Here is a 14,840-nt window from a genome sequence, read left to right as displayed (position 1 = left end):
GCTCATCAGGCGAGGTGAACGCGCAGGAGCAGTTGTTCAATCAGATCAGAAAAGTTCTCTCAGGATGGGGTGTCAGGCATCAGGGATTTAACAGCTGCAAGAGTCTTCTTAACAGTATAGGTTAAAACTTATGCGATGTTCTGGTGCGGAATTTCAGCCGCTTAGCGATTCATGGAACGGAATTCATCCTACCACGCGCTGGCTAAATAACGCACGGTTATCGCTTGCGGCACGGAAATGCCTGAAGGGCTACCCTCATGCCATCACCGGCGAGGTTTTATTGCGCCCGTCACGCTTGGCCTGATAGAGGTTTTCGTCGGCGTGGCTGATTAACCGGTCAATTATTTCGCGCAGCGGGGATGTCTCTGCGATTTCCGGAAACATCAGGCTGGTAGCGAAACCGATGCTGACGGTGACATCCAGACTGCGGTTAGCGGCCTGGAACGGCCTGCTGCAAACCTTCAGGCGGATCTCTTCCGCCAGGCGGTAACACTGATCGTGAGTAGTTTCGTCAAAGGTCAGAATGAGAAACTCCTCCCCACCGGCACGGCAGATAATATTGCTCTCGTTCATGTAGCTTCTCAGCCTTTCTGAAAACTCCCGCAGCACCTCGTCCCCCGCCAGATGGCCATAGGTGTCGTTAATGCGTTTAAAATAATCCAGATCGATGAGAATAATGCTCATGATATTTTCCGCGCTGATAGCCTTATTTTTAAACTGCTCAAGCCGTGCAAACAGACCGCTTCGCGAATATAACCTGGTTAAGGTGTCAAAATTTGCCCGCACGGTGACCTTATCAAAACGTTCGCTCAGGCCTAATAGCTTGCAGGCGCAGATCACCGGGCTGATTGCCATTGCCGCAACCGCAACGCGCGTCACCGTTATGCTGTCCACGAACGATAATATATGCGAATTATCCACGGCAAAAAGATTAATGCTGACGAGGATTATCTGCGACAGGCCCACCAGACTTGATATCATCACGGTGGTCAGCAGGCTGTAGCTCATGGCGCACCAGATAAGCGCAGGCAAGGTGAACGTCAGGCTTGCGCCCCCACCCACCATAAACGCGCAGCTGGCGGACAGCATCAGCGCTAATAAGGGAAGGCAGTTTTTAAATTCCCGCAGGGAAAATTTGCTGCCGGACGCAAGGATCACCGGGATAATCAGCATGCCCGTGGAGAGCTGTTCGCTGAACCAGGCAAGCCAGGCAATATGAAAAATATCGCCAAAATAGTGAACGCTGGCGGGCGCGCCAGCGGTGGCGCAGCAAAGTGAAGCTAAAAATATGCCGGGAAAAAGGCGCGTCATCATCGGTAATGTCAGCCCGGCATCTTCCTGCTTATAAATATAAAAAGCCGCAACGACCACGAACAATATATTCGCGATATTCATTAACAGCGCGCCCGCCATACTCAGGCCATTATAATAATCGAGCAGCGCCAGAGTAATATATGACAGCAGAATATTTCGCCAGGTAAACATAGCACGGTGTCGGATAAACACGCCCGTCAGCACGGCGTTGACCGGCCAGAAAGACGCCAGCATAAGATGCGGGCGCAGCAGCTCCCCGACATAATAAAAAACGAAGGCGATCAGAACGATAATTAAAGATGACCGGCTAAGACTGTACCGATCATTATGGAAAAAGTTATGCTTACCATTAATCAAAACGCGGCTCTCTGTCCTTCAATATTGTGACGGGTGTTATCTATATCGAAATAGATTGACCTGCGATTGTCTCATATCAGAAATTCACCGCATTAAGGTTGTTGTTTTAAATTAAATTGCGACAGGAAAAACTTCGGCGGTACAGGCATCCTGATATTCACAGAGAAAAGATGCCTGTCTGCGACTGGGGAGTTAGCTGGACGAGCTTAACTGCCTGATTCCACCGGGCGGTAAATCAGGTGCCCAACAACGCCACGGCTGGCGCCATCATTAGGATGCTGTACGCCGTCCGTCACATCAACGCTTTCAAAATCAAAGGGAGAGACGCCCTCAAGGCAGGCAACGTTCACGCCGTACTGTTCGGGATTAGATCTGCGCTGATGGAAGGTATAGATCCCGCACGCCGAACAAAAATAATGCACCGCCTGCTTGGTGTTAAACCGATACTCGGTCAGAAACTCTTCCCCTGCCAGCACCTCAATGCCGGAAAGAGGCGCGGACACGACCACGGCTCCCCTCATGCGGCAGAAAGAGCAGTTACACCGACGAACCGTGTCAAAGCCGCCCTCTGCCAGCTCAACGGTAAATCTGACGCTGCCGCAGTGGCAGCTTGCTGATAATTTTTGGCTCATATTTTTCTCCTGACAATCAATGGCCTGCTGATAACCGTTCGCACCTGCGTCCCGGCCCATCAGCCTGGGCGCTTTACTTTGCCTTCACCCTATTTAAGGTGGGTAAAAGCGTCCTCTCACAAATTCTGGTGGGCACGCTAATGCCCTCTTCAGGAAGCCGCACGGCCTCAGGTACCACGCATTATATGGCGCAGCATATCTCGCAGTCGCTGTTCCCCGGCGGCTGGCGTCTTGAAGAGTGGTAGCCAGGCCGTCGATTACCACGCTTCCGGCTCGCGGAGCATATGGACAATATTACAGGGGCTCATTACCCACCCCCCTTTAAAGCCGTCGGGCAGCGGTTCGACCGCGTCACAGCGGACGACGCCACTGGCTTCCATCTGCTTCGCAGCCTGTTGGAAATCGGGGGTAAACAGCTCGAGCCAGACCTCGGCCTGGCTCATCGCCGGGGCTTCGTCTATCCATAAGCGATTGGGACCCAGTAGGAAACCGGTCGCCGGAGGCTTATCCACGATCTCCGGCAGGCCGAGCACGGTGCGGTAAAAGTCGAGAGTCTGCTGGTACTGGTGGGTGGGAACTTTGATGGCGATGTCGATACCGCCCTTAATTTCTGCTGTCATAAAGCTGTCCTCTTTCCGCAGTTGTAATGACCGCCAGAGGTTTAAGGTGCGCAACGTAAATTCTGGCTCCAGTACAGTATGAAACCTTCCTCAGAATTTACGTAAGCGCGGCTACATCTTTGCCCTGCCGATCACGCCAGGCCGATAAAGAATCCCGCGATGGTGGCGCTCATCAGGTTAGAAAGCGTTGCCGCCAGCAGTGCCCGGAAACCAAGCTGGGCAATCTCCGACGCACGCTGTGGGGCAATGGCAGAGAACGCGCCAACGACCACGCCGATTGAACCAAAGTTCGCGAATCCGCACAGGGCGAAAGAGATAATGGCGATTGTCTTCTGATCCAGCGTGCCGGGGGCCTGCAGATAAGGGGAGAAATTCAGGTAGGCGACAAACTCGTTAATCGCCAGCTTCTGGCCAATCAGGCTACCGGCCAGGGAGGCATCGCTCCACTCCACGCCCATCAGCCAGGCCAGCGGCGCCAGCACGAAGCCGAAGATGCCTTCGAGCGTCGCATGACCGTAGCCGAACCAGCCGCCGACGCCGCCGATAATCCCGTTGATTAACGCGATGATGGCGACAAAAGCCATAACCACCGTCGCCACGCCGACCGCAATCTTCAGTCCGGCCATTGCACCGGCTGCGGTTGCTTCAATAATGCTTTTTGCCGGGACTTCAGAGAACGAAAGCTTATCAAAGGTAATCTGTGAGGATTCCGTGGCGGGGCTGAGCAGGCGCGCAAACAGGATCCCGCCGGGGATCGCCATCAGCGATGCGGCAAGCAGATAGTCGATGGGCACGCCCAGCCCGGCATAGCCAATCATTGTCGACCCGGCGATAGACGCCATGCCGCTGCAGATTGCGGTAAACAGCTCGTTGCGGTTGAGGCGGTCAATAAAGGGTTTTACGATGGCCGGGATTTCGTTTTGCCCGAGGAAGATGGTGGTGACGGCGACAAAAGATTCAATTTTACTGATATTCAGGGCCTTCTGGAAAATACCGCCCAGAATGCGGATCAGGCCGCCCATTACGCCGATGTAATAAAGCACGCTCACCAGCGCGGTGATAAAAATGATGGCGGGAAGCACGCGGAAGGCAAAAATAAAGCCCGCGCCGTCGAACACCTCATCCATTTTGGGGCCGACCAGGGAGCCAAATATAAAGGCGCTTCCCGCGTCGCTGTAGGTAATGACTTTATGAACGCCGTGCGCCACCTGCTCCGCCAGCCATTTTCCCGGCGGTAAATAAAGCATCATGCCGCCGATGGCAATCTGCAGCACCAGCGCCGCGCCAACGGTACGCAGGCTGATTTTCTTTTTATTGACTGACAAAATAAAGGCGATTGCCAGCAATACCGCAACACCCAGAACGCTTCTCATTATATCCATAATGAATATTCCTTAAGGCCGGTTTGGTATAGCGAATAGTCAGGGCAACCGCAAAATACCCCTTATTTTACAGGCGGTGGGCTGAACGCTGACGATCGGCGCACCGCCGGAATATCAGTGGTACATCCGCACGCACTCTTCCACCAGGCCCCAGAACCAGCCGGTATCGATGGTCGTACCCACTTTCGTATTAGGCTTGTTGCCCGTTACGCCCAGCTCGTCACAGACTGTACGGCCGTAGCACGGCCCGCTGTTTACGTCGATTTCAACGTGCATGTCGCGTGTGACAATGCCCTGCGGGTTAATCAGATAGCCGATGCAGGTGGCGTCATGAACCGGCCCGCCCGCGAGGCCATAGTTTTCATACTGCGTTTTTAGCGTGAAGTTCATGATGTCGCTGAACAGCTGGCCCGCCGGGCCGCCCGCCCTTTCCATTCTGGCAATCACGTCGGCGGTACAAACCGTCTGGTTCGTCAGATCCAGCCCCATCATCACCAGCGGCACGCCGGAGGTAAAGACGACTCGGGCGGCCTCCGGATCGGCATAAATATTAAACTCAGCCGACGGGGTAAAATTACCCGTGCCGTAAGCGCCGCCCATTAATACAATTTCACGTATTTTTGGCAGAATTGCCGGTTCCATACGCATGGCGACGGCGATATTTGTCAGCGGGCCTACCGGGACCAGGGTAATATCACCTTCGCTGTTCATTAGCGTGTCGATAATATACTTCACGGCATGTGTTTTTTCGGCGCTTCGTTTTAGCGGACCAAATACCGGGCCGTCTAAACCCGTTTCGCCGTGAATATTATCGGCAACAATTTGCTCACGCATAATCGGCCTGGGCATACCCGCATAAACCGGCACGTCGATGTTCAGATGCTGGCAGACGTTCAGGCCGTTTACTAAGGTTTTATCCAGCGTCTGGTTACCGGCCACAATCGTAATGCCCAGTAAATCCAGCGCCGGATGCCTGGCCGCCATCATAATTGCAATAGCGTCATCGTGACCTGGATCGCAATCTAAAATAATTTTTCTTTTAGTCATGAGTTATTTCCTTTTGTAGGTGGAGGTAATATTTTTATGACAACAAATAAATTAAGGCGCGGGCGCTTAATATTTGAATCATAACTTCGGAAAATGTAAGCTGGATATGAGAAATCTCACATCAAGAATCGATTATGAAAGAAATCCACAACGACTCTCTCCGCCTGCAGTTTATTGAACGCTCGGGCTATAAAGCACTGTTCTCTACGGAGGTAGTAAATGACGCCCGGCTGTTCCACGTCGAGGCGGGAGATTTCATCGTCAGGGAGGGCCACCAGCCGCTGTTTCTGTTCTACCTGGTGCGCGGGCGCGCCAGGCTTTACGCCACGCAGCCCAACGGCCGGGTCTCGCTGATTGATTTTTTTGCCGCGCCCTGCTTTGTGGGCGAGATAGAGCTGGTGAACCAGGGCCACGAGCCGCGGGATGTGCAGGCAATTGAAGAGTGCTGGTGTCTGGCGCTGCCGATGAAGTCATACAGGCCGCTACTGTTAGGCGATACGCTGTTTCTGCGCAACCTTTGCGTGGCGCTGAGCCAGAAAAACTACCGCAATATCGTCTCCCTGACCCAGAACCAGTCTTTCCCGCTGGTTAATCGCCTTGCGGCGTTTATCCTGCTGACGCAAAGCGGTGACGTGTACGATGAAAAACACACTCAGGCGGCGGAGTATATGGGCGTTACCTATCGGCACCTGCTGTTCGTCATCGCGCAGCTTACCCGTGAGGGCCTGCTGCAAAAGCAAAAGTCAGGCTATGCCATCCGCAACCGAAAGGCGCTCGTCGCGCTGGCAGAAGAGATGGAGCCTGCGCACTAGCGGCGGGCGAAAAAAAGCCCCGACGGACGCCAGGGCTTCGTAAACTGCGGGGAGGTTAGTCAAATACGCCGTTAATAATGGTGGTTACGATAGCCGTACCGAGCGCAACCAGCACCAGATCGTCCCCGATAGCCTGCCATTCATAGCCCGGATAATACGGCAGCTGGTCAAGCATCGAGCGAGGCACGGCCTTTTTGGCAATCCCTGGGGGAAGCGGCTTGCCTCTGGCAAGGTTTTTGGCGATGCCGGGTGGCAGAGATTTATACCCGGTCAGGCCATAGTTAACCGCCAGGCTGCGTGCATCTTTAAAGCTGATGTCCGAATCCACGTGGTCCGGCTTGCCGTAGTTCTTACGGCTGCCGTGGTCCTGGCCTGACTTTCCATTGCCCTGCCCGCCTTTGTTACCCTGTGCGTTACCGTGCCCCTGGCCACCGCCGTTTCCGTTACCGTTGCCATTTCCATTCCCGGGATTAGCAACCGCACATAAAGAATACAGAGACAACGCAGCAACGGTTACTGCTGTTATAAATCCACGACGCCTGAACATACATACTCCTGATGATGTGGGGATTTATTAAAATCTATGTATGACCGCGATGAACCGCAACTGTATTACTCTTAATTAACCTCCGCGCGGGAAACAACTAGCGGCTGTGCCAGTTAAACTGTGTTCGCTAAGCAATCGACAAAACATTTTCAGGCAACCTCTCTATACTCAGATCAGCTGATAACTATAAAAGCGTAGGTACTGGCTGTTTTTTACGCTACATCATTGATAATTAAATAATGCTGATGAAATTAAACCCGGCGAATAGGGTAAACTACGCCAATACGCCACGGGCGGATGAAAACAACGTGCAAAACTCACCCCTTTTGGAAATACGATGAGATCCAGCCAGCTTACTCTCGCGGCACTCTGTTCAGCGCTGCTGCTTTCAACTTCTGCCTATGCCGATGTCGACCTCGGATCGATTGATTTATTCTCTAAAGACAGTGCGACCAGCCCAATTCCTAAGGGGCTGGTGGTCGGCGGCGCGGCGGTTACCGGCACGCACCGCTATCAGGCTGACGATACCGAAACTTATTTTATTCCCGGCGCACTCTATTTTGGCGACCAGTTTATGTATCTTGGCGATCGCGCCCGCTACTATTTCGCGCTGAACGACTCTTTTGCCGCCTATGGCTACGGCAGGTTCCGCTTTGGCAATCTCGATCCTGACGATCATGACCAGTTTAAAGGAATGCATAAGCGCAGGGCCGAATTTGAGGCGGGCGTCGGCGGCACGGTGATCACCCCCTATGCGCTGTTGAGCGCCCGAATCAGTTCGGACGTGACGGGCCAGAGCGATGGCCAGGAGCTGCTGCTGTGGGCGGACTTCCCCATTGTCCGCGACAAGCTGCTGATTATGCCGGGGGTGGGCATGATGATCCGCAGCTCCAATATGGCGAACTACTACTTTGGCGGCGTCTCGGCCAGCGAAGCCACGCCGCAGCGCAAGGAGTGGGACACCGGGACAACGTTCTCCCCGATGACGGCGATTATTACCAGCTACCGTTTCACCGACAGGTGGATGGGCCTGTTTGCCGCCAACTACGAATTTTACGATAAAAGCATCGCCGACAGCCCGCTCGTCCAGCACAGCGGCGAGCTGTATACCATTCTGGCCGTCGGCTATTCCTGGTAGGATTGACCGGAACGGGGAAGCCTTTACTTCCCTGCCTTCCCGCCGCCCAATGCCTTATTGAGCAGGATATCGCTGCTGACGATGCTGCCGTTGAGCGTCAGCTGCCTGATCCTCTCAGCAACCAGCTGGCTGCCCGCCGAAGTGGCTGCCTGCCTGCTGATAAGCCCCCTCTTGTAACGCGCGGTAGCGTTGTTCGCCGTAAACGACGCCGCAGAAATTTTCTGCTGCTGAAGCTCCGCCTCCTCATGCAGGGACTCTATTTCGCTCCCCACGACGGCCACATCTCGCACTGCCGTCAGCACCGCCTGGTTGTACTGTGAAATCATGATGTCGCGCTGGCGGCGGGATTTATCCAGATTGGCCTCCAGCTGGCCGCCGGAGAAAATAGGCAGATACAGGCCAGGCACAATGTTGATCTGCTGGCTGGAATGGTTAAACAGGTCATCAAGATGCAGCGCATCAAAGCCGAAGAACGCCTTGATATCAAACTTGGGGTAAAACGCCGCTTTGGCGGCATCGATCTGGCTCATGGATGATTTCACGTACCAGTGCGCCGCCTGCAGGTCGGGGCGGCGTGCCAGCAGCTGATAGTTAAGCGAGGCTGGCAGCCCGGTAGACGGTACGGGGAGCGTCACCGGCTTGAGTTCAGGCAGCTCTCCACCGCCCACTATCAACCGTAACGACTCACGGTGTTTAACCCGCTGCTGTCTGGCAGAAGAGATTTGCTGTTCCACGGTCAACAGGTGCGCCTTAGCGGCTTCTGCCTCCGCGTGCGATTCCAGGCCGCGTGCCGCCCGCGCTTCGTGACCCTGTAACGCATAAGATTCGATGCGTTTCTGCTCTTCAAGCAGCGCAATCAGCTGGGTGGTGGTTTGCAGGGCATAATAAAGCTGTGCCGTATCGGCAGAGATTTCGAGGCTTACCGCAGAAGCTTCAAGCCTGCGGGCATTCTGTACCCCCATGCCCGCCTCAAGCCTGGAGCGATGCTCGCCCCAGATATCAATGTCCAGCGTTGAGCCAAGGCCCACTATCCCTTCGGTATACCAGGGACCGGTCAGCCCAAGCGCCGGGCGGTCGTTGGCAAAAGGACCAAGGTAGCCGTTAGATGAAACATGCGCCTGGTCGATGCTCGCAGTACCGTAAATCTTCAGGTTGCTGCCGGACTCAATCATCTGCACATCCGAGCGGGCCTGCTGCACTTTGGCATGGGCCAGCGCCATGGTCGGCGAGTTTTTAATCGCCCGATCGATGAGCGCGTCCAGCTGCGGGTCGCGGTAGCTCTTCCACCACTGCTCCTGCGGCCAGCTGGCGCTGGTAAGCTGCAAATCAGCGGGCAGAACCACATCGCTGCTTTGGATCTGCTTCAGCGGCGTGTCGTCGTTGTTCATTAAGGCGCAGGAGGTCAGAAGCACGCAAAGCAGCATGCTTAACGGTTTGAGATTATGACGCGTCATCGAATTTTTCATAAGTTGGTAAACTCACGTTCCTCGGCAAGCCTGCTTTTCTGGCTCGCCAGCAGCTCGGTAATTTCATAGAAGAGGTGCTGCACTTTTTTATCCAGCACGGAGTGGGGTTGCGTGTTGATGAGCGAGTCAGGGATGGCGCGCTCGCGCTGCCAGCCGGCAAGCACTGAAGGTTCGCTGACCGCCTTCGCACTCAGCGCCAGAAGCTCCCCGGCCTGCTCCCGCAGCGGCGCGTAGATCTCGTCCTGTCCCTGGCTGGATCCCACCGCAATGCTGTCCATGATGTACAGCACCTCGCGCACGTGCCCCAGCACGGCCTGCGTGGTGTAAATATCATATTCAGACTGGTCATCACCCGGCGCCCCGCCCGGCTCCAGGGCAACCCGAGCGGCAATGTTTTCGCAGTTCGCCAGCGCCTGCCACAGCTGGAGGGAAACCAGCGATCGATCCGTTTGCCGTCTGATGCGCACCGACGCGTCCTGCAATATGCGCGCGATGCTTTTCCACAGCTGCTCCCCTTCAACTTCAGGCCATATCAGCACGTGCGTAAGCGTGGCGATTCCCACACCCAGCAGGATGCCGACGATCCTGTCGCGGATTTCTACCAAATCGAAGGTCGGCCCGAATGTCTCCAGCAGCGCCAGCGCAAAGGTGAACATGAGCTGGATCCCGGCATAGCTCATTTTTTCGCTTCCGGCATACACCCAGGCACCCAGCGCAACCACGGGGAGCGTCATCAGCAGCAGACCAACGATGCTGTCGATGTGCGGCATCACCAGAATCACCATCAGCAGCGCTATCAGGCTGCCAATGACGGCCCCAACGGCACGCAGCAGCGCCCGCTGCGTGGTAGTGCCGAGGCTAGACTGCGCCACAATCACGCAGCTCAGCATGATGGTGTGGATGCCCTGCCAGTCCGTCGCCGCGTAGAGCAGATAGCAGAGGAAGCTGGAAAGCACCGTTTTTAAGGCAAATTTTATGTAGGTCGGATTGAGCCGAAAGGTTTTTTCCGCAGGCGCCGCCGGGGACGGGAAATCGGCCCTCTCCTCATGGTGCGAAAAGGCCACCAGGGCGTCCCGCATCTTCATCAATACTGGCGACGTGGTTTCGGAAACCTGCATGTCGGGCAGCATGAAAGGGCTGTCCTGTTCAACTGAAGTATTAAGCGCCAGGCAGGCTTCCCGCAGCAGCTGAAGCTGTTCTTTGCAAAGGCCGTCGTTTACCGGATCCAGATGCTGTGCCGCCAGATACAGGGTTGAAACAGTATTCAGGCGCGCAAGCTGAAAGGCTTTAGTGTCACGATAGCGTCGGTTATGCATCACCGCAAAGGCGAGCAGATGCTGAACCGACAGTATTTTGCCCTGCAAAGTCTCCGCGCTCACGGCCTCGGGGGGTGAAGTATTTTCTATCAGGCACTCGAGCCGCCGAATTGTCTCGTTATTCTGCTGCACCACCACCTGCTTAAACTGCTGGACGGGGTCCTGCGGGATAAACAGCAGGTTGGTTATCAGCGTCAGCAGGATCGAGTAATTAATGGCCACCCAGAGCCAGAGCATCAGCCTGACCACGATTTCGGGGTTATCCGTCGCGTCGGCAAACGTATGGGTATAAACAATAACAACGCTGGTCAGGAAGAAGACGATCCCGGCTTTGCTGGCGCGCATCATATAAACGCTGCAAAAGAACAGCCCGTAGGCCAGCAGGATCCTCAGCATCGGATAGCTGTAGGTGAATTTCAGCGTCAGTATCGACAGGCCAACGGCAAGGGTGGTGCCCGAAAAAAAGAGTATCGCGGTCATCTTCGACAGCACGACGTTCTTTTGCGTGACGTAAAAGACGACGATCAGCGACAGGGCTAAAAAGGGGATCTGCAGGGTCATTGACAGCGTAATGACCAGCGCGCTGGTAATAAGGCAGCGTATCATCACGCTGCTCCGCCCCGGATAATCCGCCAGCAGTGCGAGCAGCGCGCCTGTTTTATCAGTTAGCGATTGGGTCGGTTTATTACTCATATCGCCCCGTTAAGACCTGGTATTCAGAGTCGCGACGGCGGAGGCGCCAACGCGGAACAGGCTTTCGTCAGGATTGGTGATGCGAATTTTTACCGGAAAACGCTGGGAAACATGCACCCAGTTAATGGTGCGTCTGACGTCAGGCAGGCCTGATGCCAGATTCCCTCCGTCCTCGGGGGTGATGCCGTAGCTGATGGAATCAACGTGCCCGTCGAACTTGACGCCGGTATTGCTCATCAGATAAACCTGCGCCGCCGTGCCCTCTTTAATATTTTTAAGCTCGGTTTCGCGGAAATTGGCAATGACGTACCAGTGCGAAGTGTCGATCAGGGTAAATACGGGTTTTCCTGCGCTGGCAAACTGGCCAACGGTGGTTTTCAGCGAAGCGACGCGTCCATCAAATGGTGCGCGTACCTCTGTAAATTCAAGATTAAGCTTCGCCACTTCAATCAGCGCAGCAACTTCCGCCCGCTGGGCGACCAGTGCTTCTACCCCGCTCACCCCTGCCTTTGCCTGTCTGGCCTGAAGTTTCAGGGTGTCCAGCTTCGAGATTGCGCTAAGCTTCGCCGTGCGGGCCTGATCCACCTCTTCAGCGGAGGCAAAGCCCTGCGCGAGCAGCGGCTCCAGGCGGCGCAGCGTGGCGGTGGCCTGCTTCGCCGCGGCGCTGGCGCTGGCAATGGCGGCATGGGCCGAGTCCGCGCTGAATTTTTGCGCATTGACGGAGCGCTGGGTTAGTTCTATTTGCTGATTCAGCCCTTCCAGCTTCGCCTGAGCCTGCTTTAAGGCAGCCTGATAAGGCCGAGGGTCAATCTGAAATAACAGATCGCCTTTATGCACCCGCTGATTATCCCGTACCGGCTGCGAGATAATTCGGCCATTCACCTCCGGGGAAATAGCGATAGTATCCGCATAGGCATAAGCGTCATCGGTGCGTGGATTACTATCAATGCGCCACAGCACAAAAATAAAAACCACAACCGCCAGCAGCGCTAACAGGAGTAACGAAAAGGACTTCTGCATTTTTAACATGATAATTTTCCTGTTCTACTGGCTGAAAATCAGCAGCCACGCCACCATCGCTACCAGCGCGGTGAACAGCGGATAGCCAATAATATGAGGGGCAAACCAGGCCTTCTTCTTTTTCACAAGAAAAAGATGCAGACACCAGGTTGCGATTACCCCACCGGTAAGACAGAACAGCCAGTCAGGAAAGGAGGCGCCAAATACCGGTAACGACGGCGAAACGGAGCAGGCTGACAGTAAACAAACAGGAATTAAAATCAGCAGCTGGAAGATGTTTTTATGCATATTATGTTTCTTATCAGGCGAATGCTGGCTCTTTACTATAGTTCATAACCAGGCGGGCCATATCGGCAGAACAATAAAAGGAGATAGCAAAGAGAACGAGCAGAAAGAGTAGCATGTGAAAAATTAATTTCTTTAGTTATTGTTGCGCCGCTTATCAATAAGCTTAATCCAGAATAAACCACGTGCTATGAGTGGCAATGTTTAAATTTAAAATTAAACCAACATTACAAAGTATAATTAACTGTAAGATCGCTTGCTGGCGCACGTTTTGTAAGCAAACAGATTCCTAAAAATGGTATTAATATCCGTTCGCAAGCATAAACCACGTCCAAATCATAACCCTGGTCCGCGTTGATATTGATAAAATTATCCTCATATCCTTGTAAAGACTTAATAAAAGAGCAGCCCTCAGGACGATACCGCACCTTCATCTTAAATTTAAAAATAAATATATTATGAATTTAAAATCGAATATTACTCGATATCTCTGTATATCTACCGCTGGCACCCTGCTGCTCACGACGCTGTTCTCGTGGTGGCTGGCTTCAGACTCCATCCATGCCTGGACTAAAGCGCGCAATAACCTGGTGCAGTTTGACGATTTCAATAAAATTCTTACCGTCTCTAACGATCTGGCCAGTGAACGGGCGTTTGCCAATGAGCTTATTCTTAGCGACGCCGCCACGAAGCAGAGCGCCTGGGCAAGCTTAAAAAAGAGCCGTGAAGTGACGGATGCGGCCATTGCCAAAATACCGCATAAATTTCTGACGCACTCCCTGCTCAACGCCACAAAAGTACAGCTAATCAACTCGCGCAGGACGGTAGATCGTTACCAGACCGTACAGCCGCGGGATCCTGTCGCGGAGCAGCATGCCATTGATGAAATGGTTGCCGCCACGAATTTCTACCATCAGGCGCTGTACCGCAAAACTTCCGAATTTATCCGCCTGGAGCCCGCCGAGCTGGGGCCGGTGCTGCGCGCACAGGCGCTGGGTGAACTCCGCGATGCCACAGGGCTATTAGGTGCCGCCATTCTTGTTCCCCTGCAAAACAAAGTCCCGCTCTCCTCGGCGCAGCTGACAAGCCTGAGCCGGGGATTCGAAAGAATCAATATGCAGTGGTGGATCCTGGATACCCACGGCAGTGAAATCAGCGCAAACTCCCGCTTCACGGAGCTGCTGGCGCAGACGCGACACAGGTTTGAAAGCCAGGGAATGACGCTGATTGAAGAGTTAAAAAAACAGAGTGATAACGGCGCCAGCTATACGATGGATGCGGATGTTTTTGCGGTTAAATATCACTCTAGCCTGAAATCGTTTAACAGCCTGTTAAACGTTTACCTGAGCGATCTGAAACAGAATTATATCGCCAGCGAAAACAGGGCCATGATGAACCTGATGCTGGTGTGCTGCATCCTGCTGGTTCTTTATATTCTGGTGATCGGGGCCGTTTATTACATCCGCACGCGGGTGCTGACGCCCATTATGAAACTCAACGAAATTACCCACGGTTTAATTTCGGGCGACAGAAAAACCATCGAACTGTTGACCAATAACAGCGCCGGTGAAGTACAGCAGCTGTGGTCCTCGCTTGGTGCTCTGGGCAATAAGCTCAACGAGCAGGCCGAGATGAGCGAGCAGTTTAAAAAGTCTTCCGAGGAAGATCCCCTCACCTCGCTACTTAATCGCCGGGCGTTCGAAAAGCTGGCGAGTGACATCGCAGGCAGGGCAAGCGAGTCGAATCTCGCCTGGGTTGTGCTGATTGATATTGACCACTTTAAGTCGATTAACGATACCTGGGGCCATCCGGCCGGGGATGCGGTGCTGGTAGCCTTTGCGGCAATGCTGAAGAATGTGTGCCGGGGAGAAGATGTTGTTGCCCGCATCGGCGGCGAGGAGTTCGCCGTGGTATTCCAGAACGGTGATACCGATGCGGCGCTGAAGTATGCTTTCAGGCTGCTGGAGCAGATTCGCAGTCTCGAAATCCCCGTGCAGGCTAATCAAACCCTGCGCCTCACCGCCAGCCTTGGCATCGCTTCGGGCTATCACAAAACCCTTCCCGAGCTGCTCTCAGAAGCAGACCTCGAGCTCTACAAAGCGAAAAACAACGGCCGTGACCGGATTTGTTACCAGTCAGCGAGAGCCACCAACGAGGGTTAACTGGCCGATGGCGCTACCGCTTATCCGACCTGCATGGGAAGAGATTTGC

Annotated in this window: 13 protein-coding genes; 3 read left to right on the top strand and 10 right to left on the bottom strand. The window is 54.1% G+C overall.

Annotated elements, in window-relative coordinates; all coding sequences use genetic code 11:
* Positions 1 to 255 precede the first annotated feature (255 nt).
* The 5 genes from AAE045_RS06075 to rihB all read right to left on the bottom strand — a co-directional run bounded on the left by AAE045_RS06075 (position 256) and on the right by rihB (position 5,352).
* Positions 256 to 1,548, bottom strand: coding sequence for a diguanylate cyclase (locus AAE045_RS06075; RefSeq protein ID WP_455546930.1), 1,293 nt, complete (start codon positions 1,546 to 1,548; stop codon positions 256 to 258).
* A 329-nt stretch (positions 1,549 to 1,877) separates the two neighbouring features.
* A complete protein-coding gene (locus tag AAE045_RS06070) occupies positions 1,878 to 2,303 on the bottom strand; it encodes a GFA family protein (protein WP_455546929.1) in 426 nt (141 codons plus the stop codon).
* A gap of 257 nt (positions 2,304 to 2,560) precedes the next feature.
* Positions 2,561 to 2,923 (bottom strand): VOC family protein, encoded by a 363-nt coding sequence (locus AAE045_RS06065; RefSeq protein ID WP_455546928.1) that lies wholly within the window; start codon positions 2,921 to 2,923, stop codon positions 2,561 to 2,563.
* Between the two features lie 131 nt (positions 2,924 to 3,054).
* Positions 3,055 to 4,305, bottom strand: a complete 1,251-nt coding sequence (locus AAE045_RS06060; protein ID WP_455546927.1) for a NupC/NupG family nucleoside CNT transporter — start codon at positions 4,303 to 4,305, stop codon at positions 3,055 to 3,057.
* A gap of 114 nt (positions 4,306 to 4,419) precedes the next feature.
* Positions 4,420 to 5,352, bottom strand: coding sequence for a ribosylpyrimidine nucleosidase (gene rihB, locus AAE045_RS06055; RefSeq protein ID WP_455546926.1), 933 nt, complete (start codon positions 5,350 to 5,352; stop codon positions 4,420 to 4,422).
* A gap of 134 nt (positions 5,353 to 5,486) precedes the next feature.
* On the opposite strand from rihB, the gene AAE045_RS06050 reads away from it, so the two are divergent.
* Positions 5,487 to 6,164: a transcriptional regulator YeiL gene (locus tag AAE045_RS06050; RefSeq protein WP_455546925.1), complete on the top strand. Its 678-nt coding sequence runs from the start codon at positions 5,487 to 5,489 to the stop codon at positions 6,162 to 6,164.
* Positions 6,165 to 6,219: 55 nt separating this feature from the next.
* Here AAE045_RS06050 and AAE045_RS06045 read toward each other — a convergent pair whose 3' ends face one another.
* Positions 6,220 to 6,711, bottom strand: coding sequence for an anti-virulence regulator CigR family protein (locus AAE045_RS06045; protein ID WP_455546924.1), 492 nt, complete (start codon positions 6,709 to 6,711; stop codon positions 6,220 to 6,222).
* Between the two features lie 337 nt (positions 6,712 to 7,048).
* Between AAE045_RS06045 and AAE045_RS06040 the strand changes: the two genes are divergently transcribed.
* Complete coding sequence (locus tag AAE045_RS06040; RefSeq protein WP_455546923.1) at positions 7,049 to 7,849, top strand: MipA/OmpV family protein; 801 nt, start codon at positions 7,049 to 7,051, stop codon at positions 7,847 to 7,849.
* A gap of 23 nt (positions 7,850 to 7,872) precedes the next feature.
* Here the strand turns inward: AAE045_RS06040 and AAE045_RS06035 are convergent, their stop codons facing one another.
* The 4 genes from AAE045_RS06035 to AAE045_RS06020 are packed head-to-tail and all read right to left on the bottom strand — an operon-like array spanning position 7,873 to position 12,632.
* The gene (locus AAE045_RS06035) at positions 7,873 to 9,303 is read right to left on the bottom strand and encodes an efflux transporter outer membrane subunit (protein WP_455546922.1); all 1,431 of its coding nucleotides are present in this window, start codon (positions 9,301 to 9,303) and stop codon (positions 7,873 to 7,875) included.
* An 8-nt stretch (positions 9,304 to 9,311) separates the two neighbouring features.
* Positions 9,312 to 11,324 (bottom strand): FUSC family protein, encoded by a 2,013-nt coding sequence (locus AAE045_RS06030; RefSeq protein WP_455546921.1) that lies wholly within the window; start codon positions 11,322 to 11,324, stop codon positions 9,312 to 9,314.
* A gap of 9 nt (positions 11,325 to 11,333) precedes the next feature.
* Positions 11,334 to 12,353, bottom strand: coding sequence for a multidrug transporter subunit MdtN (mdtN, locus tag AAE045_RS06025; protein ID WP_455546920.1), 1,020 nt, complete (start codon positions 12,351 to 12,353; stop codon positions 11,334 to 11,336).
* A 15-nt stretch (positions 12,354 to 12,368) separates the two neighbouring features.
* Positions 12,369 to 12,632, bottom strand: coding sequence for a YtcA family lipoprotein (locus AAE045_RS06020; protein WP_455546919.1), 264 nt, complete (start codon positions 12,630 to 12,632; stop codon positions 12,369 to 12,371).
* Between the two features lie 455 nt (positions 12,633 to 13,087).
* On the opposite strand from AAE045_RS06020, the gene AAE045_RS06015 reads away from it, so the two are divergent.
* On the top strand, positions 13,088 to 14,791 hold the full coding sequence (locus tag AAE045_RS06015; protein ID WP_455546918.1) for a GGDEF domain-containing protein: 1,704 nt from the start codon (positions 13,088 to 13,090) through the stop codon (positions 14,789 to 14,791).
* Positions 14,792 to 14,840 lie beyond the last annotated feature (49 nt).

This window comes from Dryocola clanedunensis, from assembly GCF_038405435.1.
GTDB lineage: Bacteria > Pseudomonadota > Gammaproteobacteria > Enterobacterales > Enterobacteriaceae > Dryocola > Dryocola clanedunensis_A.
This window is presented reverse-complemented; position numbering and strand designations above follow the sequence as displayed.